Source organism: Zobellia sp. OII3, from assembly GCF_002211465.1.
Lineage (GTDB): Bacteria > Bacteroidota > Bacteroidia > Flavobacteriales > Flavobacteriaceae > Zobellia > Zobellia galactanivorans.
Window position 1 is genome coordinate 861,466 of sequence record NZ_MWRZ01000001.1, and the last position, 24,394, is coordinate 885,859.

The window sequence follows — 24,394 nt, forward strand, 5'->3', positions numbered from 1 at the left end:
TATCAATCTTGAACTATTATCTGTTTGCTATCACTCTTACCGTATTCAGGCTGTATAGTAACGTGGTTGATACCGAATTTGTGATATACAATTTCCTCTATTTGCCCCAAAACCTTGTCAAACTCAGAAAGCCTGATGTCTTCCTTGAAATCTACATGCGCCTCTAGGTGTACCTCATTTTCATTTAATTGCCAGATATGAATATGATGTATATTCTTCACCGAATCGATCATGCCTACCTCTTCGACAATTTGCCGAACCTGAATGGTATTAGGTGTAAAGAGCATTAAGACCCGGGTCGATTCCTTTAATAAATCATACCCTACAAAAATCAGGTAAAGGGCAATCACCAGGGTTAAGGCCGCATCTACCCAATATACTTCATAAAATTTCATTACCAAGCCACCGATAAGTACCGCTACGGAAGCCAACATATCCGTTAACAGATGCAAATAGGCAGATTTCATGTTCATACTGCTCTGTGAATCTTTTTTCAACAACAGTACACTAAAACCATTGGCGGCAATACCCAATAACGAAAGCCAAATAACCAGGTCCGATTCTACCTTTTGGGGTTGCAAAAAACGTTCCGAAGCTTCTTTGATTAAAATAATGGCCACTACGATCAATGTAGCCGCATTGATAAAGGCAGCAATGATCTCGGCGCGTTTATAGCCGAAAGTTCTATTGGTAGAGGCCTCTTTTTTGGCTAGCAACGTAGCGATATAACTAACGATAAGAGAAAGTACATCACTAAAATTGTGCAAGGCATCCGAAAGCAAGGACAAACTACCTGAAACGAGGCCCCCAATAACTTGACAAACCGTTATCAACAGGTTCAGGAAAATAGATATGATTAGGTTTCTTCCCTTTAAATCGGAATGCGAATGGCCGTGGGAACGATCATGTAAGTTTCCCATTTCGTCTCAAAAATAAATTAACAGTTATCTTAACGGTAATGGCAAGGTCATAAAGTGCATTGCACGTTATAGGCCCATGGTATCTAAACTGGTGTGGTGGTCGATTGAAAGGTAATTGGTAAACCCTTTTATAAAAGTAGGGCTTTACCTTTTTAACTACAAGGAATTTTTTCTATTCTTCTTTCGTGCCTACCGCCTTCAAAAGGCGTATCTAAAAATGTCTTTACCATTTCCAATGCCTGGGGCAATGAAACAAAACGTGCAGGAATACTCAATATATTGGCATCGTTATGTTCCCTACTTAGTTGAACGATCTCTTTTGTCCAACACAAGGCGCAACGTACTTTTTGATGCTTATTGGCCGTCATTGAAGCGCCGTTACCGCTTCCACATATAATGATACCAAAATCAACATCGTCGTTATGAACATCGGTCGCCACAGGATGTACAAAATCGGCATAGTCTACGCTATCGATAGTATCGGTACCATAATTCGTTATCTCTATACTCATAGATTTTAACAGCCCAACAATGGCCAATTTATAATCTGTACCTGCGTGATCGTTACCAATAGCTATTTTCATTGTATCTTACTTCTTATATGGGACGAATGGTTTGACATTATATATAGAGGTATGTCCCTATTAAAAAACCTTTGATTTTAGGCGTAAAGGTACAAATAGAACTGATTCACCACAATTTATGATACACTCACAACATAAGTTTTATTACAAGGGATGTACGTTGTTAATTTGTCATTGTTAAAAGGTGTATTTATTGTTAATAACCTTACAATAGAAATTAGATCTTAAATTTTGATTTCTCGTTGGAATAGTACTCTACAAAACTATTCGTGAAATGAGAAATATATTTTTCCTCTTTTTATAATCCGCTATTAAAATCTTATCTACTCTAATTAACATTAAATTTACGTTTACTTATTAAAAAATTTATGTTGATAAACCTTATGAACGATTATGGATAATTATTCTATTGCATTGGTTTTCCGATAAATGATAATTGTATAGATTGTCAACAACTTCTTAAACACGTTCACAGCAAATTTTTTCCCATAATTTTATGAGCACTATTAACAAGCTATCATAACCACCATTTTATTTTTTAAAAATTTAAAAGAAAAAGAAATTATAATATACTTGTTGATAACCTTGTTTTAGATCAAGATGAGGGGAACAATAAAGGGTAGTCGATTATAATTCGTAATTTACGTTCAAATAAAAACAGTTAATGTCAAAAAAGAAAAAACAATCTCGTAACCATAAAAACAACGAGATAACCAAAGGTATCTTCACTATTCTTGAAAAAGAACCTCAGAAGAGCTTTAATTATAAACAAATGGCCGCCTTACTTGGTCTAGATAACACTCAAGACCGGAACCAATTGATAAAAAGGTTAGGGCAGCTCAAAGAAAAGAATAGAATACAGGAAGAAGCCAAAGGAAGTTACAAGGCTATCGCCTCTAGTACTAAAAAATACAGTGTCGGTACGGTTGACCTTACCGGACGTGGGAATGCCTATATCGTTATAGAAGGTCTAGACGATGACGTATTCGTTCCGTACAATAAAGTAAACAAGGCCTTTCACGGCGATACCGTTGAGGTATATATCTTTCCTAGAAGAAAAGGAAAGAAGCTGGAAGGTGAGGTTACCAAAGTATTGGAACGTAAGAAAACCGAGTTTGTCGGTATAGTCGATCTGCAGAAGACCTTTGCCTTTGTCCGTCCTACCGATTTTAGGATGTATACCGATTTCTTTGTCCCGAAAGGCCAGATAAAGGATGCCAACGATGGTGACAAAGTAGTCGTAAAATTCGAAAGTTGGCCTGATGGAGACGATTCCCCTACCGGAAAAATTACCGAGGTTCTCGGAAAACCCGGGGAACACAATACCGAAATTCACGCTATTTTGGCCGAATACGGACTTCCCTACGATTTTCCTGAGGAAGTAGAACATTTTGCCGATAAGATAGATACTTCCATAAAGGAAGAGGAGATTGCCAAAAGAAGGGATATGAGAGATACATTGACCTTTACTATCGATCCCAAGGATGCCAAGGATTTTGATGATGCCCTTTCCTTTGAAGTGCTAGAAAATGGCAATTATGAGATCGGTATCCACATTGCCGATGTCTCGCATTACCTTGAACCCGATACCATTTTAGATGATGAAGCTTATGAAAGGGCTACGTCGGTCTATTTGGTGGATCGAGTGGTACCCATGCTTCCGGAAGTCTTGTCGAACAATGCCTGTTCCCTAAGGCCGAATGAAGAAAAATATACTTTTTCGGCAATTTTCGAAATCGATAAAAAGGCACAGATAAAGAACCAATGGTTCGGTCGAACGGTCATCAATTCGAACGAACGTTTTGCCTATGAGGAAGCCCAACATATTATAGAAACCGGCGAAGGCCATATCCCTGAGGATATTTCTATACGCGAAGAGGCCTATTCGGTTTCCGATGATGTAGTTAAGGCGACCCTGGAGATGGACCGTCTCGCAAAAATTATGCGTGATAAACGTATGCAACAAGGGGCTATTTCTTTCGATAAGGTAGAAGTACGTTTTAATCTGAACGAAAATAGCGAGCCTATAGGAGTCTTCTTTAAGGAATCTAAGGATGCCAATAAATTGATCGAAGAATTTATGCTACTGGCCAATAGAAAGGTGGCCGAGTTTATCGGAAAACAAAAACCGAAAAAAACCTTCGTATATCGTATCCACGATGATCCGGACGAAGACAAATTAATCGCGCTTAACGGCTTGATATCAAGGTTCGGGCATAAGATCGACTTTCAAGATAAAAAGTCCATTAGCGCCTCTCTAAACCAGCTCTTGAGCGACGTTAAGGGCAAGAAGGAACAGAATTTGGTCGATACGCTGACCATACGTAGTATGAGCAAGGCCATCTATACGACCCAAAATATTGGGCACTATGGTTTGGCATTTGATTACTATACCCATTTTACTTCGCCGATCAGAAGATATCCCGATGTCATGGTGCACCGTTTGTTGCAACATTACCTAGATGGGGGCGATTCGGCCAAAGAAGAGGTTTACGAACAGAAATGTAAGCATTCGTCGGATATGGAGTACTTGGCCTCTAGCGCTGAACGCGATTCGATCAAATACATGCAGATCAAGTTTATGCAAGACCACCAAGACCAAGAGTTTGTGGGGGTAATCAGCGGGGTCACCGAATGGGGCGTTTACGTCGAGATCATTGCCAACAAATGTGAGGGCATGGTCAGGATAAGCGATATAAAAGATGATTATTATACCTTTGATGAAAAGGAGTACGCTATTGTAGGTGAAAAAACAAAGAAAACCTATCAGTTAGGCGATGAAGTCGTAGTTATGGTTAAAAATACCGATTTGGTCAAACGCCATCTCGATTTTTCACTGCTAGGAAAACATGAGGGATAGTCCATTTCTTTGAATGGATTTTGTTTTTGAACGATAATAAACCTAAAAGGTACATCATGAAAAAAGTTGTGTGGCTTGTCGTTTTTATACTCGGGCAAAATTTACTTGAGGCCCAAGGGGAAAAAATGACACAAGACCTTACGAAGTTTACTGAGGTCAAGGCGTTTGATGGTCTATCGGTTAAACTGATAAAATCAGATGTGAACAAAGCGATCATAACCGGTGAGAATATCAACAAGGTGGCCATTGTTAATAACGATGGGGTGCTTAAGATCCGAATGCAAATAGGAAAGATCTTTAGTGGTTACCGCACTTTTGTAGAGTTGTACTATACCGAAAACTTGGTAGTTATAGACGTTAACGAAGATGCCCGCATCATAAGTGAACAGTCTATAAAACAAGAGGTTCTTGAATTAAAGGCCCAAGAGGGTGGTGAGCTCGACATCAAGGCAGAAGTTGAACAAATGTTGATAAAGACGGTTACAGGTGGGGTTATAGTCACCAAGGGCTCTTCAAATTTGCAGGACGTAGCCATTAATACCGGTGGTATCTATGAAGGGAAGGAGTTCAAGACAAAGTTTTCAACCATTAACGTAAATGCGGGATCGAGGGCCGAAATCTTTGCCTCAGACTATGTAAAGGCTACGGTAAAGGCAGGTGGAGAAGTACTGGTTTATGGAAATCCAACAAAAATGGATGAGAAAACGGTTTTTGGAGGTAAGGTAATTCGAATGTAATTTTTTCATTCCTGTTGTAATCCCGTAGTTTTGTATGATGAACATTGTCGTTTAGACCAATAGCGTCAATGATTGCACCGTACCCGAACGATTAATTATAATACGCAGAAAACGCATGTGGGAAGACATTCAGGCAGCAGTTCCATTAGGCTTTTTATTGAGCTTTATGATCGGGCCTGTGTTTTTTGTGCTTCTTGAAACTAGTGCCATTAAAGGGTTTAGGGCCGCAATCGTTTTTGATTTCGGGGTTATCCTTGCCGATGGCCTTTTTCTTGTTATCGCCTATTTCAGTAGTTTTCAACTTCTAGAAAATTTGAGTAACCAACCCGGACTCTATGTCTTTGGGGGCGTGATTCTTCTGGTTTATGGGATTACCACCATTTTTAAAAAACCTCCTAAACAGGTCGATACGAGCATCAAAGTCAAAAAAAGTGATTACTTGGGGCTGTTCGTCAAAGGTTTTCTGCTCAATTTTATCAACATCGGTGTACTTGTTTTTTGGTTGGGGATTATCATTGTGGTCGGACCGAGCCTGAATAATGATCCCAATCGTATCATCGTATTCTTTTCGACCATGGTCGGGGCTTATTTTGTAACCGATATCTTTAAAATTCTCCTGGCGAAACAATTGAAGAAAAAGCTAACGATCAATAGAATTTATCTTATAAAAAAGGGCATAGGTATTATCCTTATCATATGCGGAATTGTACTTATAGTCAAAGGCTTCTTACCAAAAGACCGGTTCAATATTGAAAACGGTATAGAGCGTATTGAAAAATTATAGAAGAAACCGGTGTCATTTGGATTATTGAAGATATGGTACACTAATGGAAACAAAAAAACCTTCGTATTTTACGAAGGTTTTTTGTTGAGGCATCGAGCAGATTCGAACTGCTGTACAAGCTTTTGCAGAGCTCTGCCTAGCCACTCGGCCACGATGCCATTTGCAGGTGCAAAGATAGTTTTTTTGATGGAAATGTTATTTTTACTTTACTTTTTTTTCACCGGTTCTACTTACAAAGTGCAAGGAAACGGGTAAGGGTAAAGATTTACAGTTGTTTAGGATGATGTTAAAAGCGCTTAAAAAAACTATTTTTTTCGTTTTTGCTTCAAAACGATGGTCACCTTTTCAACGTCACCACCTATGGGAGGGTTGATTTTTGAAACCTCGACCTCCGCTTTTTGAACGATGGCTATTTCCTTAAATATTCGATCTAAGATCCGTTTACCGATATGCTCTAAAAGTTTGGAGGGAATTTTCATTTCCTCCTTTACAATTCGGTTGATGTGAACGTAATCTACCGTATCGGATAACTTGTCGGAAACCGATGCCTTGCTTAGGTCGGCATCTACGGCAACATTGACCAAATATTCACTACCTATAGCGGTTTCTTCCGCCAAACAACCATGGTGGGCATATACCCTTATGTTATTAACCTTAACCTTATCCAAAATAAAATTTATTTCTGCAAACTTAATTGAAACAGGCCAAATAAGGATAAAAAGCTAAGATGTAATTTTTAGAAATATGTTCATGTTGAAAACTGTTGCTATGTTTTTTATTAATACGTACAACGACAGTTACTAAGCCCTTGAAACAAGTCTACACCAATGGTAACTACATGGGTACCAGTACTGTAGGTAATAATCTCATTAAGAATGATTTGATACGAGTAACCAAAATAGAAATTGTTCTTTTTTAGACCGGCAAAGGGTGCAATATAGAGCGGACTACCGATCTGGTCATTTAGGAAACGATAGTTCACACCTGCATAAAAATAGTCCTCAAAATTGTACCATCTGAATTTTAGGTTTAAATCGGTTTCCGATCGACCATCACTTTCGAACATTTTGAACAATAAAGAGGGTTCTATTTCCAGGTCACTGTTCTTGTTTTTCCTATAACGGTAACCGGTATATACATAGTAGTTTCTTAGTTCGTTAGGTTCGTCCACATTAAAGGTAAAATTACTGGGATCTTTACCTAAAAGGTTAGAAGCGTTGGCACTGATATAGAATTTACCGTATCGGTACAAAGCACCTACATCAAAGTTATGGTTACTGGTCTGGCGGTTGTTGATAACCCCGGGATCCAGGTTGGCATCTACAAACTTATCGACATCTATTCTAAACTGGTTAAAGTTATACGAAATACCGAATGATAGAAATTCGTCATCGTATCTATCAAGGGTCAAGTGGTGTGCAAAAGAAACCCTTGCCCCCTGTTGTTTCGTATAGCCGTTTTTATCGTTGTACAAGAACAGTCCTAAACCAGATTGTTCGCCTAAACGCATATCTGCTGCCAAAGATTGGGTCTGTGGGGCATCTTTAATACCTACCCACTGGGTAAGACCGTTAAGCCTGATTTTTACATGATCTCCGATACCGGCATAGACCGGAGAGAGAACAAATGGGTTATCTGCCAAATATTGAGAGAGTTGGGGCGAATTGAGCTCCTGGCCTCTCGCGGTTGTAATGCCCGATAAGAGCAGCAAGGTCCATATAAATTTGCGCATGGTACTGTAGGTTGTAGGTTAAGTTTTTTATTTAGCGATATAGGGTAAAGTGTCCAACGAATTCCCTGTCATCGTTCTCTCCGTTGAGTTTGATAACATACCAGTAATCACCGGAAGGGAGTTCTTTTTGTTTGTAAAGACCGTCCCATCCTGGATCACCAAGACCCATTCGGTACACCTCCCTACCATAACGATCAAATATGACGGTTAGTATCTGTGGGAAGCCTTCATCATTTTTAGGTTTCCAGGTCTGATTTAGCCCATCTCCATTTGGGGTAAAGAAGTTGGGAATATCAAGATCAATGAACTCCATATCAATGGTGGCCATCACCTCACAACCGTTTTCGTCCGTAGCGGTAACTACGTATGTATCGGTACGAGTGATATAGTAAGTATTATCTGAACCATTGTTTTTGCCATCAAAAGTGATGGTGTATGTACCCCTACCTCCAGAAACGTTGGCCGTTATCTCATTGATATTGGATTGCTCTAGGGTAATGTTCAATGGTTGGTAATCTTCAATTTCTACATCATAGGTAACAATACAACCATTGGCATGTGATATGGCTACATAGTGCGTACCAGGAGACAAGTCCCTGAAATATGGATTCAGTTGCATTTCTGCGGGATCCATAGTATCCACCCCATAAAGAACCTGATCGGCAATACTTGTATCTTCAAGGGAAATATTGATATAGTTGTTCGGAATGTTGCCGTTACAACCATACACGGGTTCTACGGATGCGTTAAGGTTCACACCGGGCTCAACCGTTACGGTTATATCCTCTTCACAGCCTTGGGCGTCACGTACAAAAATGATGTATGTTCCTTCAGCCAGACCGGTAAAGGTCGTCCTGTCTTGTACAAAATCCGATTCCGTATGCATACGGGTGCTATAACCTGGTGTACCACCACTGATGGTAAGGTCGATGGTACCATTGGCTTCGCCAACACAAATTTCAGGTGTTGAGGTGGCCGTTACTTCGATTATAGCAGGTTGATCAATGGTGTATTCCAATTGGATAAAACAACCGTTTTGATCTTGTGCTATTACGGTATAATCACCAGGGGCAAGGTTATCAAAGGTATTTTTATCATCAAACTGGTTAAGGTTTGGAGATATGGCATATTGATATCCTCCTGAACCACCCAATAAGGTAACCGTAATGGAACCGTTTTCTTCACCATTACAGGTAACGTTGGTAACCGCATCGGTATAGCTAAGGGCCGTAGGCTCGGTAATAACCACACTTTCCGCAGTGGTCGTACAGTCTTGACTGGTTACATCTACATAGTAGGTGCCTGCTGTCAGATTACTGAAGATACCATTGCTTTGTGGTCCGGCCACACGTGAGGCCACACTTAAGGTAGCATCGGTGTACAGGGCAAATTGATAGTTACCAAGACCTCCATCAGCTTCTGCATAGATCGTAGCGGTATTATCACCATTACAATTAATAAAGGCAGCTGTCGTATCTACAGTAAGTGTTAAGGGCTCGATAATATCTTCTTCTATCGAATTTGATTGTACCGCGGTACATAGGTTTACGGCATCCCTAACATAGTAGCGATAAATACCGGCACCCAACATACCACTTAGAGGTAAATTGACACTGTTTCCGGGCATTGCTGTCCATGTCACGTTATCTTCACTGAATTCGTAGGTTCCGCTTCCTCCTGTTGCACTCAATTCAAATTCAACACCGGTAGCACAGGTCAACGGACTTGTTCTTATCAGTTGGGCTTCAACTTCCGTTGGATTAACGATTTCGACAATAGCGGTTTCCACTGAACATCCTACGTCGTCACTTACGGTAACACTATAGAAACCAGCAGCCAAATTGTTGAAGTTACCGGTACTGCGACCTACTGAAGTGGTCAACAAGTTGCTTCCTGCAAGATCGTCATAGGTATTCAACTGGAACTGGTATGTAGGCGTAATGTTTCTAGGGTCAACGGTAGCCAAGACGCTTGCCGTATTTCCATTGAAACACGATAGGGGCGTTGCTGAAATATTGGCCACGATATCATCAGGTCTAATTAGGGTGATGTTATCAGAAAGCACACAACCAAAGGCGTCTGTTACGGTTACATGGAAATCACCGGCAGATAGGTTTCTGAAAATGAAAGCCTCAACATTGGTCTCCGTATATACTTGAGAAGTAGTGGTATTATCCAATACTATGGTATACGGACCTTCGCCTCCGACGGGATCAACAAGTATCTCGCCTTTGTCATTGCTACATGAAACATTGGCTTCTTCAGTTATTGTGGCCGTAATCGGGTCACTTGGCGCCAATATGGTTATGATGTTGGAATCGTCGTCGCACAATGGCGCGTTGGTTTCCGCAATACGTACATGATAGCTTCCTCCAGGAAGGTTTGTTATGATCAATGGCGTACTGGTATCTCCGGTTCCACTGAATGCGGCCCCAGGTACCGGGTTATCGTTAACGTCATATACTTGATAGCTATACGGCCCCGTATAATTATTGATAGCGACACTAAAGCTACCGTCGTCCACACCATTGTTCAAACACTGTTCGTCCGTCAATTTTGTGGCTATTACTTCAATTACATCTGGGTCGTCTATGGTGTGTACCGTTTCGATAACACAACCTGTATCTAAATTGGTGATCGTTACCCTGTAGTTACCTACTTCCAATCCTGTAAAGGTTTCGGGATTGTTGGTAGAGGCGATCGTGTTCGTGTAGGTCACGTTGATTCCGTCAACGGTATACTCTAGGTTAGGTGTTGCCGCAGCAGGGCTAACGGTCAGTCCAACTTCGATTTCACCGTTGTTCAATGGCGAACAAGCCGCTTCTTGGGTAGTGGTTACGATCGCATCGCTGATTTCTACAAAAGGCAATACTGTATTCGCGGCCGAGATGGCGGAACATCCTGCATCGTCATATACCCTTATTTCATATGAACCGCCTAAACCGTCGGTTTCAAAATAGGTAGTGTTGGAACCGTCTTGAACAACGCTTCCGTCACGTACGAATACATATCTTACATAAGTACCCGTACCTCCCGATGCATTGGTAAACGATACGCTGGCATTGTTTCCGTTATTGCCATCCGTACATCCATACTGAACAATGCTCATAGGATCTACGGTAATAGCTTCCCGTTCGGTAATGGTAACATCGGTGGTTATGGCGCAGTTGTTGGCACCACGGGCTTCAATGGTATAGGTTATTCCTGTCGTTGAACCTTCGAGTCCATCAAAGAAAGCGGAGGTCGAGGTAGAGGAAGTAGCAGTTATTGGGAATGTTGCCGTACTTCCTGGTCCCGCCGTAATGGTAAAGGTATAGGGGCCTACGCCATTGTCGGTAACACTAACTGAAATTGTACCGTCATCAGCGCCGTTACAGCTTACATTGGTAGATGAATCTACGCCTATTACAGGTATTACCGCTGGCTCCAATCTTTGGGTTATAGTAGTACTACAGCTATGATCGGCATCTAAATCGGTAATCGTAAACACGTAGTCACCAACTTCGGTCAGGCCTGTAAACACACCGGTCGTGTTGCTATCATCTACGGTAGCAGGGGCCGATGATGGGTATTGGACATCGTATCTAAAGTTGCCCGAACCTCCCGTTTGGCTAATAGTAATCTGTCCTCCCGGATCGGTAACGGAGCAATCTATGGTCTTAACCACGGATGCCAATGGTGAAATAGGCTCGTGTAGGTCGATGCTCGCGCTTGTGGCACTGCTACAACCCCATTGATCGCTAACGATCACTTGGTATTCGCCTGCACCTAAACCACCAAATATAGGAGAAGTCTGTATCGGTCTTAGGTCTTCAAAAGCAGAAGTACCTGTATTGTACATCTGCAACTGGTAACTATAGTTGCTACCCTGACCGTTAAGTACGTTGATAACCTCTATTTCTCCCTCCAAATCGGTACAATTCGGTTGGTTTATCCTTAGGTCCGCCGTAATCGGCGTTGGGTCGTTAAGCGTAACATCGGGCAATTGATGTGCGCATCCCTCTGAATCCATAACCCAAACCTCGTAGGTAGCCGCGCTTAGGTTTTCTGCTTTTGGATTCGAAACATAGTTTGCAGCATCGTTGGTGTCGATAACTGGGCCGGCCGTATCGAAAATGAGATACGAATAACCGCCCCATCCTCCGGTAACCTCGGTAACCTCTATGGTTCCATTATTACCAGGTACGCAAGTGATATCGGTAAATACCCGGTTTGCGCTGATCGGATCGCTCGGACCTGCAATGGTGAACATTTCGGAAGCGACACAAGAAGGATTGCTATCTTGGGTAACCTCAACGCGGTATTCTCCCGCGCCAATGGCAAAAGGTGTTGTGGGACCTGCATTGGCCGAGGTTCCGGTTGCCGAGGCAATGAGGGTATCATCGACTGGGTCGACCGTACCTTGTGAATTATAAATTTGCCATGTGAAACCGCCGGTATAGGGCTTGGTGCTATCGCTTATGGTAAAGCTAACGGAACCATCTGTCCCATGACAAACCACATCGACCGTGGTGGCATCGATTTCAAAGGTATTTGGATCTTCAATTTCAAAGGTAGTCTGTACGAAACAGCCGGTATCGGTATTGGTAACGGTCACTTCATAGTTTCCTACTCCTATTCCGCTAAATGAATTGGAAGTTTGACCAAGCTGGCTATAGGCATTATCGGTACCTACTACGGAATATTCGAGTGTTGGGCTTCCTGAAGGAGGTGTTAAGTCTACCCCTATGGAAACGACAGCATCATCACCAGGGTTACAGCTTACATCGGTATCGATGCTTACCGTAGGATTGCTTATGGCTACAAAAGGAGCTATTATGGCCGTGGTAGTACCAACACAACCCTTATCGTCATATACGTTGATGGTATAGGCACCACCTAAGAGGTCGGTTTCGATATAGGTGTCGTTAGAGCCGTCCTGAACCACAACATTGGGTTCTACCGCAGCGGTGGCGGGGTTGTCGTTTTTAATGAATTCGTATCGTACAAAGTTGTTCGAACCTCCCGTTGCACTGGCTACGGAAATGCTTGCATCGTTCTGGTTGTTGGCCGTGGTACAGCCAAACTCTACAACGGGATCTAGGGTCACGGCAATGTCGGCCGGCTCCGCAATGGTAATAGGAGCGCTATCCGTAGTACAGTTGTTCGTGGCCGAATTGCCCCTAACGGTAACTACATAGCCACTTGGCAGCGTAGTTGAATTCGGAGCAAGACCGGTGAACGTAGCCGAGGTATTTGTGGTAGTTGCCGGAAGGATGCTCACCGGTGTTCCATCAAATGACGTAATTTCAAAGGTATATGGCCCCGTGGCATTATCTATGGCCGAAATGGTAATGCTACCATCCGAACTGCCCAAACAAGTAACATCGGTTGCTGTAAAGGTATCGATTACAGGCTCGACCCTGGTTGGAACGTTTACAACAAATTGCCTGTTACACGCCGCACTGTTCGGTGTATTGGTATCATAGATGGTAATCGTATAATCTCCTGCCGCCGGTGCTTGATAATCGAACGGATTACCCGGGATGGCCGTTTGTGCAACTGCCGGTACACCCGCGGTATTGCTTATAGAGTACTCATAGCTTCCCGATCCATCCAATACTTCAATGCTAATAAGGGCATCGGGTGATCCGGTACAATCCAATACCTTGGTAAGCTCTGCTTTGGCCGAAAGTACGGGGTTGACCACGAAGGCCGATTGTGAGTTGGTACAACCATTGCCGTCCATAATGTAAATATCGTATGAACCTGCGGCTACATTTTCAAATAAGCCGGCATTGTTTAAATAGGTTGTCGGTGCGGGATCTCCTGCCGGTACAATGGCATATCGTATGTTTCCTGCAGCAGAGCTACCTACAACGCTAAGGTCGATAGGAGCGCTACAGTTGTCTTGGGTAACCGAGTCTATGGTCGGGTTCGGTGAAAGGTCTAAATTCACCGGAGCCAAGGTTACGGAACAATTATATTGATCATAAAGCGTAACGGTATAGCTTCCTGGTGGGGAATTTACTGGAATTTCAATAGGATTCGAAGTCGTTCCCGTCAAGGAGGTAAATCCACCAGGACCGGTAACATCATAAGTGTACGGAGCCCCACCACCACCGGTAACATCGGTAATGGTAATCAATCCCGGAAGATTACAGGAAATATCACGCGTAACCGTTGGCGTAGCGTTGATGGCATCCAATTCTTCAAGAAGGGCATTTTCACCACCACCAATACAGGCATCGGTGTTTGTTCCATCTACCTGAACGAGTCGAATATAGTATTCCCCTTCGCCAAGACCGGTGATTTCAATTTCGTCATCGTAGGTAACATTACTGGCCGCCGGCCCAGGTCCACTGACCTCTATAGGGGTTGGGTTGCCAAGCTCATAGATTTCATAGCGCATGAAAGGGTGCGCTGTATTTGGATTAATGTTGAACGTTATTTTACCTGTTGACGAACCAAAACAGCTAGGAACTATATCCGTAGTAATCTCAATCGGTAGATTGACACCGGGCAATTCGTTTACATTTTCGTTGCTCTGGCGTACACAGCCCGAACCATCCCTAACATAAAAGACATAGGTTCTTCCAGGAACCAAAAGGGGCAAGCCTGGGGTTTGGGGTGTGGTAGCATCGATATTTTGGAAAATATGAGGCGTTCCGTCAGGGATTGGAGCGGTCCAAATAGCGGTGGCAGGGTCAAAATTCGCCGGATCGTCGCTATAGGTGTACTCGTAGCCAGGAACCGGGTTTCCTTCGCTACCCAATACGCGAACCTGAAGGTCGTTACAATTGACAACCACGGCCGCCAAAGTAATATCCAAGTCATCTAAAGGATAAGGAATGATATATCGATCAAAATCTTTTTGACAAATGGTACCACTAGGAAGGGTAACTCGAATGGAAGGGTATACTACCGTACCTGAATCATGTCCTCTCAATTCATTGGTAAGCTCCCAAGTAGCACCTGCATCCGCACTATATTCAACAGTACCTCCAGCTGGAGTTACTATATTCTCAAATTCAAATCCGTATAGATTAAGATCAGGATCATCACATGTAGCAGGTAGTATAGGAATGATATCGGCCGTAATTTCCACGGCATTGTTGATCGTTACTGTTGTTGAGGTAACGGTACAACCGTTGTCATCCGTAATATTTATTTCGTAATCACCTGCCCCGATACCGTTAAAGGTTAGCGAAGGGGTAAATACGTTGGTGCTCGTATTGCCATAATCGATACCATCCGCTGGGGTTAAATCTACCAGTTGATAGGTGAATGGGGCCGTACCGCCTGTAACGGTGGCATCTACGGATCCCAGTCCGTCAAAACACTCGGGATCGGTGGCCGTTCCGCTTACCGATAAAGGCGTGGCAGGAGTGAATATAATATCTTCCTGAACAAAGGAACAAGAGGGTGATGCTCCATTGTTATCAAGTACATAGACATCATAACCGGCCGGATGAGCGGTTGCCATGGCACTGGTTACGGTCAAGGTATTGGTTGTGGTATAAAGTCCTGATGGGTCGTCTCCGGCCGGTACAATGGCATACACCAATGTTCCGTTTCCGCCTGTGGCGTTGACCGTTATCGATCCGTCGTTACACGAATTGATGTCAACAACGTCAACAGATACTACAAGCTGTGGGTCTATGGTAATGCTTTGTTGCACGGCTGTACATCCAAAGGCATCCCTAACATCTATGGTGTAGGTGCCATTCGATAAGTTGTTAAAGGTGTACGTAACATCGGTGCTCGGTGTTGGAGCCACAAAGGGTCCGCCGTTGATACTGAAAGTGTATCCGCCGTTTCCATCGGTAACATCCACCTGAATGGAAGCATCGTTGGTACCAGAATAACAAGCTGTAGGAGTAGCGTCAAAGGTCGGTACTAAGGGAGCGGTTACGGTAATCGGGGTATCGATGGCATCGCTACAATTGTTACTGTCCCTGATGCTTACGATATAGTCTCCCGCAGGAATATTCGTGAAAACCGAGTTGTTGCCGTTCGTCGCGAAATCATAGCTTCCGATGATGTTGCCCAGGTCGTCTTCCAACTGGTATTCATAGGTGGGCGTACCCCCTATGGCACTGGCCGTAATGGTAGCGCCGGTATTGTTACAGGTAAACTGTTCCGTGATACTGGCCGAGGCATCTAGGGCATCGGGCTCCGTCAAGGTTTGGGTTAAGGTAACCGTACAACCCGCAACAGGGTCGTTTACATCCCTTACGACAATACTGTGCGCTTGGGCGGCAAGACCGGTAATTTGTTCCGGTGCGCTAAAGGGACCGACAAAGGCCGCTCCATTCAAGCTATATTCGAATCCGCCTGCCCCGTAATTGCTGGCATCTATGGTAATGCTACCTGAGTTGTCACCGTTACAGTCAAGGTTTTCGAAAGCCGTAATATTAGCTTCAAAGGCATGACCGTCTTCTACAATAACGGTAGTATCAACGGTACAATCACTGCCGTAGTTAACGGTAATGGTATGGTTTCCTAAAGTGATATTGCTAAATAGGTTTGCCGTTTGGGCCGTTCCTCCGTCAATACTGTAGGTATATGAAGGGTCGTTGGGCAATACCGTAATGTTTCCTGTTCCATCACAATTGTATGTTACGGAAGTAGAAAGCGTAGGTTCGGTGGGCAATGGCAAAATTATAATGTCTGCCAAAGTAATCCCGCACGAAGTGGCATTGGCATCCCTAACGCGAATACTGTGCGTTCCGTCGTTTAGACCGGTAAAGGTATGTCCGCCTGTGGTAGAGGCCGTCCAAGCGCCTCCATTGATGCTGTATTGATAGTTTCCTGAGCCACCTGATGTTGGGGTGATGCTTCCAACGGTGATCTCTCCATCGACAAGACAGGTATAGTTTTGTGTAATAACCGCTTCTGCGACCAATTGGGCCGGTTCTGTAACGATTACATCCTGCGCTACGGTTTCGCAATTGCTGGCGTCCCTGACACGTACAGGATAGGTTCCTGCCGATAGGTTCGGGAAGTTGTTTCCGGGTACATAGGTGGCGCCGTTATCGATACTGTACATAAAGGGTGCATTTCCTCCTGAATCGACGGTAATTGAAATGGCTCCGTCCGAACTTCCAAAACAGCTTACCGCCGTTGGTGTTGCGGTTATGGCAATAGGGTCGTCTTTGGTTACGGTTACGGTATACATGGCCTGGCAGTAGTCTGCAGCGCCACTGTTGTCGCGTACGTACACATCGTAATCGCCGGCGATGGCAACCGTCACGGGATTGGTCGTATTAAAGTCCCCGTCGGTTACGGCGGTACCATTGTCCACTACCGCATAAACGTAGTTATTGTCCCCGCCGGAGGCCGAAATGCTGATATCGGTATCCGTAGCACAAGCCGTAATTCTTGGGGCCGTGGCGCTAACGGTCAATTGTGGGTCGATGGTAATGGTCTGTGGTGTTCCCGTACAGCCCAAACCATCTTGTACATTGATGGTATATGTTCCGTTCGATAGTCCCGAAAACGTATGTGTTGTACTGTTCGCAGGGCTTGGGCTTATCCATGGGTTTCCGTTGATACTGAAGGTATAATCTCCGTTACCATCGGTAACATCAACTTGGATGGAGGCCGTATTTCCGCCCGTATAGCAAGCCGTAGGGGTTACATCGAAAGTAATCGGGTTTGTTGGAGCAACGGTAAGGGCTGTATCAATGACGTCTTCACATGTATTGGCATCCCTGACGCGTACGATATAATCGCCTGCAACAAGGTTCGGGAAAACGGTATTGTTTCCGTTGGTCGCAAAATCATAGCTCCCGATAACGTTGCCCAGCTGGTCTTCCAATTGATATTCGTAGGCCGTGGTACCGCCAGTGGCACTGGCCGTAATGGTAGCACCGCCATTGGTACAGCTTAATTCTGTGGTAATCGATGCCGAAACCACTAGGGCTTCCGGAGCATTGATGGTATGTGTCAGTGTTCTAGAACAACTAGGCTCGTCTACCTTTCTGACCACCACGGTGTGGGAACCGGAACTTAGGGTGGCAGGAGTAGTAATCGGTGAAGTGGTGGAGCTTACAAAAGCACTACCGTCTATTGAATACTCAAATCCGGCGGCGTTAAAGTTCTCTACTTCAAAGGTGATGGAACCGTTGTCAAGTCCGTTACAACTCGTATCGGTAGCACCTGTAATAGTTGCTGAGAAAAGCTTACCGGCAACCACGGTAACCGGGGTTTCAACCGTCTGTTCACAGACTTCGGGTACTTGGTGTATAACAATGTCGTCTAGGGCGAAATCGTTACCGCCATTTCCAGGTATTTCGGAACGTATTACAAAATCTAGAGTGGTATTACTTCCCGGGTTGAGTTCTGCCGTAAATTCGATCCAATCGTCGGCCCCTGTGTTTTTGGCGATCGTTCCCGTGGTGATCGAGCGTACTACGGTGCCCGTTCCGGGCTCTCGGATCTCTATGGTCAAATTGGGGTCAAGGCCGCTTGTGCCCTGACGTAGCAGGTTCATGATATACAAGGTTACGCTTATATCTTGATTTGGAATAATATCGTTTATTTCCTTGGAATATATGATTTGGGTAGGTGTAGGTGTACCTACGTTCATGACCAAATAACGGCCTTGACCTGTTCTTGTTCCCGTTGTATGGTCAATAGGATTGATCCATGTGCCGAATGGAGCGACTATTTCACTCGTTACGGAATATTCAAAGTCATTGATGTTTTCGTTGGCATCGCCAGGAGGGTTTGTAGTTTGATCCTCGTAGGTATAGCCGTTGGTGTTTGGGCTAGGTATGGTGGGCCCACTTCCGAAATCCTCGGTAAGCAATAAACTGGGGGTTGGAGGGGTCTGAGATACATAACTGGTGCTCACCGTATAGGTGCCGGGAGCAACATTAAGGAAAACATTGCTTGTGGGGTCTGGTGAATTGGGTACGCCATCTAAGGCATAAGTATAGTTGTACGTAGCAATATCTGGGGTAGCCGTAATAGTTCCCGTTCCGTTACAATCATAGCTAACCTCGGGAGTAAGGGTTACGGTCGGTTCTGCCGGCTCATCTTCAACGGTTACGTTCATGGGATATTCACAAGAACCGTCGGTTACGATTACGGTGTAGTCTCCAGGGGGAAGTACAGCTATACTTGAGGCGCCATAGGTTGCACCGCCGTCAAAGCTATATTGATATGAGCCCGTTCCTCCCACCACATTGGTTACACGGACTTCCGCGCCGTTCGGGTCACAGGTAGCGTCACGAGAAACACCTGCCGAAGCGCTTAATGGGAAGGGCTCGGTCAATTCTACGGTTTGTGATAAACTACAACCGGAAGAATCGGTTACCAGTACTTCATAGGTGCCGGCAATAAGGTTTACGAAGTTTGGCGATCCCTGGGTAGTGGTTCCACCATCGATGCTGTACGCAAATGGAGCGACACCGCCCGTAGTGTTTATGGTAAGGGCCCCGTCTGAATCACCACTACAAGAAGGCGATGTCTCGGTAATCGAGTCAAGGGCCATGGCCCCGTTATCGTTTATGGTCACCTCGTTGGAAAAGGCAAAACAGTTGTTGGAATCAACGATTACAAAAACATAATCCCCTTCTTCTCCTGCAAAATATTCGTCTGTACCGTCACTATTCGTGTCACGCCATCCGAAGGTAAAAATAGGATCGGTTTCATAGGCATCACCGGGTATTGAAGCTACATCGGAATATAAATTGGTGCCGTCTTTACTCCAAATAGCATAAGAATAGCCAGGACTAGGCAAGCCTCCGCTACCGGTAAGTTGTATGGTTCCAGCCGTACAGCCGATATCTTTTGTCGTTTGTGCGATAAGGGTTGGGTCAGGTGTTCTGGCCACGGTTACGTCTTGGCTAAACGAACACCCATCATCGGTTGAAACTTCAATGGTATAATCACCGGCATTTACATTAAAGGAGTGGGTGTTATCCGATTGTGCGGTTTCATCGTCAATTAGGGTTCCATCACTTCTTCTAAGTACATAGGTGTAATTAGGCTCTACATTAAGAACGTCGATTTTTATAATACCTTGGGCATTACAATTAGATGGGGTCGTGCTTACGTCGACCTGAAAATCTCGGTCGAGTATACCTATGTCGGGCGTACTGAAAATACATGCGTCAGGAATAGGGTTTCCAGAGCTGTCTAATTGCGTTACGTCTACTCTATAGGCCCCATTGGTAGAGATGTCAAAACTAGGGCCGTTATTGGCGCTAAATGGCACTACAATGGTGTTGTTGGTTATGTCTACCAATTGGTAACCGTAATTACTGCCCAAATTGGTGATGGTAATGTTTCCATCGGTAGAACAAATAATATCCCTCTTATTGAAGAGAAGGTCTAGGTTGTTTTGGTAAACATCAAAATAGAAGCGGCTAAAGCATCCTAGTTGGTAGTTGATGACAAGTCGGTATTTACCTGCAGATGTGGCATTAAAGTTATTTCCTGTTCCAACGGTATTCCAAGTACAACCCAAGTTTTTGTTGGCACAATCATCGGTAACGCTAGAGCAGCTACCTTCGTCAAGACGCTCCCATGTTAGGCTTTGCGCATCGGTTATGTTTATCTGAAAAGGTTGGGTATCGCCCGACCCACAGAGAAAAATTTTGGGCAAAAGATCACCATCAATACTACATTGGGCAATTTCTCCCTGAATATCGTTAGTTGGATCAGCATCGCTGTTCAAGGCATTGAAATAATCTACAATAGGGTTGGTTTGGGTAGTACCAAAACGTTCCACTACGATGATTTCCTTAAAGCCTTTACATGGGTCGGCTACGATTTTATCAACAATGTAGGTACCTATGTCGGAAACGACCAAGGTGCTAGGGTCTCCGTCGGGGTCGCCATCGTTCAAAACGGTATCGGATGCGTCTATCTCGCCGTTTTCGTTATCATCGCGAACCCAAATATAGTCGTCAAAATTGTCACCTGCATCTAGGGTAACATTGAGCCCACAAAGTTGTACGGTGCGGTTAAAATTACAGTCCGAAAGATCGTCTAACAAAAAGTTCGTCGCCCCTGGGGTAACAAAACCACAATCATCGAAGTCAGATACACTGGGGTCATCGGTAATTTGGTTATCGTTAATTTCTCCACGGTAGGTCGAATAGGCCAAGTTTTCGATTAGATCGGTACAGGCATCTATAAAATCAAAGCAGTTTTCCGCTACTTTTACCCGCATACGAATGTTTGCGGGGGTGTCGCCGACCTCTACATATCTGTTGGGAATGCGGAATTCAACGGCGCGCGTTGCGGGGTCATAGGTATAGGTGGTACCGCTAGGCATGGTGATGTTGGCCTCGTCTAGGGTTACGTTCACCGGTAAAACATCACGGATCGTATAGTTTACCGCATTGTCGTTACCCGTGTTTTGGAAGGTAAGTACGTAATCTAAGGTTTGCCCTAAGTTTACACCTTGCCCTGTGATATCGACACCGCTAATATCTTCAACCCGCTTTTCAAGAACGATATCGGGTTCGATGATTTCAATGTTAAAGGAGTTGAAGAAGGGGTAATACTGGTCACCGTTGGTCTCGAACCTGAGCGTTGCCGAGGTTTCGTTATTGGGTATTACGGCGTTGGCCGGGTTATAGACATAAAACATGTCCGTATCATAACCCAATGTGTTTCTACTGTTGGGTGTTCTGTTGGTGGTCAGGGTCGCGTTTAGGGTAATGTTACTGTTAAAGAAGTTGTTGGATGGGTTGGTTCCGTTACTCAGGGTCGTGTACCCACCACTGCTAGCGGCACGTATTCTTAGACGGTCTCCGGTAATTCTATAATCTCCTTCGAGGGCGGCAGCACCAACATTGGCCCTAACGGGACCCACGGGAATGGTATTGAAGCCTGAATAGTTGATATCTACCCTATCGGTATCCCTAACGCGCGCGAACCCATCGAAAGTAGTGATGAGTTTTCCGGTTAGATTGGGGTTTTCATATACGATCACAAGGGTCCAACCACCGGATGAACCCCCCTGTCCTTTTAATGAACCTAATGTAGCCCTAATATTGGCCACGGTATATTCTCCTGTTGGATCGCCCAATGGCGTTATGAGATGGGTAACATCTGCATAGCAGGCGTACGGACTATTGCCTCTAACCGAGTTATCCGCACTCGTGAAACCATCAAAGAGTACTTCATCAGCGGTTACATCTACATAAGTACCGCCAGGAACCTTAAGTTTTACTTGGTTAAAATCGTTTTGTCGGCCTTGACCTATGGGTATACTGTTGTTTACGGCACCCCACCAATAAGTCTGACCATTGGCCGTAGCACTAGGATAGGTAGCGGACCAATATAGACCTGCGTACCGAATGAGGTTACAATCGGCATTGGGAAACGAAAATGTCGCAGAACTCGAGTTAAATGTAGAAGGGTCGCCATCTACATCGATGTACTGCATATTTTTGTCATCGTTGTAATTGAAGTAGCCACCGGTTTCCGGGTTAGAACTCCAGCTAGTGGAAATATTATTATACGGGTCTTCCGGTTCGGTGCTTGAGGTACCTCCATCCCTATTCAAAATATTATTTGAAATAAAGGTGAGATCTCCCTTAATGTTGGTTTGGTAGCGAACCTCAAAGGAATTGTACTCTTGTGAAAAACCGGAATAAGCCAATAGTAAAATACTGGCAACTAATAATTTTTTGAAAAAATTAGATTTCATCTAGGCCATTAGGTTTGGTCGGACACGCATAATCCACATTTTGTCGTTGTACGCATCGTTTAGGTTGGTGTAATAAGATAAAAGGGCGTTGTTCCAAGATTGGTGTCTTTTCAGGTATACATACCTCCAGTTGTTTTCAGGATTGATGAAGTAACTGGCACTAAGCCCGTAAGAATTAAGAAGTTTTACAAAACGATTTGCATTTTTTGGGTTGGCAAATACATTTGCGATGATATAATAGCCTGAGCCGATACCATCTATTTTATGTGTTTTTGGTGTTATCTCGTTCGATACCACTTGGTCTTTTACTACGGTTTTCGTCTGTAGGACATCGGTATCGTATTTGGCCGATTTTTCTTTTAGCTTGTTTACGTTATTGGCATAAGCTTCGTTTGAATAGCGATTGTCTACGTTCATGATCCACGTATCGCCATCATAGGCTCCGTTCATGTTGCTATTGTGTGCCGCTACGGCTTCATCCCAAGTATCATAACGCTTTAGGTAGACGTATTTCAGACCGTTTTTTGGGTTGTCTATATAGTCGCTTTCAAAGCCATCTTGCTGAAGTTTGTCCATAAACTTGTGCATGTATTGACCTCCTTTGTAAACGTTGGCCACAACATAGTAGCCATCGGTTACGCCATCAAGGTCCTTGAATTTTCGGCTTTTTACACCACTACGGGCAGTGGTTTTGCTACTGCTCTCTGTGGAGGTCGGCCGCGTAAGCTGGTTTTGGGTTTTGTCTCTTGCTACTGTTGGTCTAGTGGGACGAACTGTATTTTGGGCAAGGGCATCGGTTGTGCCGTTCGGTATATTATTGTTTTGTGTCGTAGTATTTGAAGCTACCGTAGGTTTATCGGTCTGACCTAAAAAGAGTTTTTCGGCACGGTCTTCCAGGTCGGGACGCTTGCCATTGGTTTCGTTTCTGACCATGCTCATGACCATGTTGAAACGACGTTCAAGGTCTTTTTGACGGTCGGCTTCCAATGAATCTTGTCGGAACATCAACTCTTGGATTATGGCATCGTTTTCGGCCAATTTGCGTTTGAGCTCTTCTATTTCATCATTGTCGACCAAGTTGTTCTTTTCGATTTCGTCTTCTTCTACCAAGCTATCCTCATAATCATCCTCTAACATTACACGGTCTTCGGTCAAGTTCGGAGTGAAGGAATACGCGAAGGAGATTTCATGGGTAACCCCCAAGTTGTCGAAGTCCGTACCAAATCCCTTTTCCATAGTATAGCCTAAGGAAAGTCTTTTGTTGATGTTAAATCCGGCTCCGGCAGAGGCTCCGTAGAAGCTATCATAGCCTCCTTGCAGCCAACCTAGTTTAGGTAGATCGAGAATTACGCCACCCCCAAAAGTGAGGTCTTGCGATTCGCCATCCGAGGAAGCAAACCGGTTTTGACCATTCATCCGCACTCGTGCAATGGGCATTAGACGACTGCCTTCCATAATACCCTCTCCGTTTTTGAAACTATGGGTATATTGAAGGTGACTAGAATAGGTCTTATCTGCGAAATCGGTAAGTGATTCGCTGGTCTTTAAATTGTAATCGAATAGATTCTCTGCAAAAACACCGAAGTCAAAATTACCATAGGAAATGTTAAAACCGGGTTGAAACGAAAGCACATTGCTGTCTTCCGTACCGTTTAGTCGGTAATCGTTCAAATCTACAACATCGATGCTGTTTTGATCAAGGCCGGTACTATAGTAGGCCAAGTTACCACCAAAGGTAAAATTACTCTTGTCACTCAACTTGATACCGTAGGCATAGTTGGCCAAAACCCCAATGTTTGAAACGGGACCTATACTCTGTGTATAAAGGCTAAGCCCTAGTCCACTCCTATCACCGATCCTACCGCTATAACTTAAGAAATACGTTTGGTCGTTATCCTTAAATTGTACCGATTGGTTTCTGTGAAGCAGGTTGATGTACGATTTATCTTCCTGTACCGTCGAAAACGTTGGGTTGATCAAGAATCGATTGAATTTCAACAAATTCTGTGATGCTGGACTATACAGCAGTACTGGATCGTCTTCCTGCGCCTGAACGTTTGCAAACGTCAGGGCAGCTAGTAGGGTTAGTGCAAGGTATTTTACAAATTTCATGGTGGTTAG

The 24,394-nt window shown here is 44.1% G+C and carries 9 protein-coding genes and 1 tRNA gene; 3 read left to right on the forward strand and 7 right to left on the reverse strand.

What is annotated here, in order from left to right; translation table 11 throughout:
* Window positions 1–2: 2 nt before the first annotated feature.
* A complete protein-coding gene (locus B4Q04_RS03615; protein WP_088696021.1) occupies window positions 3–920 on the reverse strand; it encodes a cation diffusion facilitator family transporter in 918 nt (305 codons plus the stop codon).
* Window positions 921–1,072: 152 nt separating this feature from the next.
* Window positions 1,073–1,504, reverse strand: coding sequence for an RpiB/LacA/LacB family sugar-phosphate isomerase (locus B4Q04_RS03620; protein ID WP_013993060.1), 432 nt, complete (start codon window positions 1,502–1,504; stop codon window positions 1,073–1,075).
* Window positions 1,505–2,168: 664 nt separating this feature from the next.
* Between B4Q04_RS03620 and rnr the strand changes: the two genes are divergently transcribed.
* From rnr to B4Q04_RS03635, 3 genes are all read left to right on the forward strand, one after another.
* Window positions 2,169–4,364 (forward strand): ribonuclease R, encoded by a 2,196-nt coding sequence (gene rnr, locus B4Q04_RS03625; RefSeq protein ID WP_013993061.1) that lies wholly within the window; start codon window positions 2,169–2,171, stop codon window positions 4,362–4,364.
* Window positions 4,365–4,420: 56 nt separating this feature from the next.
* On the forward strand, window positions 4,421–5,101 hold the full coding sequence (locus tag B4Q04_RS03630; protein ID WP_088696022.1) for a head GIN domain-containing protein: 681 nt from the start codon (window positions 4,421–4,423) through the stop codon (window positions 5,099–5,101).
* 115 nt (window positions 5,102–5,216) lie between these two features.
* Window positions 5,217–5,885 (forward strand): LysE family translocator, encoded by a 669-nt coding sequence (locus B4Q04_RS03635; RefSeq protein ID WP_013993063.1) that lies wholly within the window; start codon window positions 5,217–5,219, stop codon window positions 5,883–5,885.
* Window positions 5,886–5,972: 87 nt separating this feature from the next.
* On the opposite strand, the gene B4Q04_RS03640 is transcribed toward B4Q04_RS03635, so the two are convergent.
* From B4Q04_RS03640 to B4Q04_RS03660, 5 genes are all read right to left on the reverse strand, one after another.
* Window positions 5,973–6,043: transfer RNA gene (locus B4Q04_RS03640), tRNA-Cys, on the reverse strand.
* 147 nt (window positions 6,044–6,190) lie between these two features.
* Complete coding sequence (gene folB / locus B4Q04_RS03645) at window positions 6,191–6,553, reverse strand: dihydroneopterin aldolase (protein WP_013993064.1); 363 nt, start codon at window positions 6,551–6,553, stop codon at window positions 6,191–6,193.
* 110 nt (window positions 6,554–6,663) lie between these two features.
* Window positions 6,664–7,617 (reverse strand): type IX secretion system membrane protein PorP/SprF, encoded by a 954-nt coding sequence (locus B4Q04_RS03650; protein ID WP_013993065.1) that lies wholly within the window; start codon window positions 7,615–7,617, stop codon window positions 6,664–6,666.
* 31 nt (window positions 7,618–7,648) lie between these two features.
* Window positions 7,649–22,273 carry a T9SS type B sorting domain-containing protein gene (locus B4Q04_RS03655; protein ID WP_088696023.1) on the reverse strand — a complete coding sequence of 4,875 codons (14,625 nt, stop codon included), beginning with the start codon at window positions 22,271–22,273 and terminating at the stop codon, window positions 7,649–7,651.
* Window positions 22,274–24,385: a PorP/SprF family type IX secretion system membrane protein gene (locus B4Q04_RS03660; protein WP_088696024.1), complete on the reverse strand. Its 2,112-nt coding sequence runs from the start codon at window positions 24,383–24,385 to the stop codon at window positions 22,274–22,276.
* Window positions 24,386–24,394 lie beyond the last annotated feature (9 nt).

Coding starts and splice junctions, on each gene's coding strand:
- B4Q04_RS03650 (WP_013993065.1), bottom strand. CDS start 7,617: ATGCGCAAATTTATATGGACCTTGCTGCTCTTATCGGGCATTACAACC.
- B4Q04_RS03635 (WP_013993063.1), top strand. CDS start 5,217: ATGTGGGAAGACATTCAGGCAGCAGTTCCATTAGGCTTTTTATTGAGC.
- B4Q04_RS03615 (WP_088696021.1), bottom strand. CDS start 920: ATGGGAAACTTACATGATCGTTCCCACGGCCATTCGCATTCCGATTTA.
- B4Q04_RS03630 (WP_088696022.1), top strand. CDS start 4,421: ATGAAAAAAGTTGTGTGGCTTGTCGTTTTTATACTCGGGCAAAATTTA.
- B4Q04_RS03655 (WP_088696023.1), bottom strand. CDS start 22,273: ATGAAATCTAATTTTTTCAAAAAATTATTAGTTGCCAGTATTTTACTA.
- rnr (WP_013993061.1), top strand. CDS start 2,169: ATGTCAAAAAAGAAAAAACAATCTCGTAACCATAAAAACAACGAGATA.
- B4Q04_RS03660 (WP_088696024.1), bottom strand. CDS start 24,385: ATGAAATTTGTAAAATACCTTGCACTAACCCTACTAGCTGCCCTGACG.
- B4Q04_RS03620 (WP_013993060.1), bottom strand. CDS start 1,504: ATGAAAATAGCTATTGGTAACGATCACGCAGGTACAGATTATAAATTG.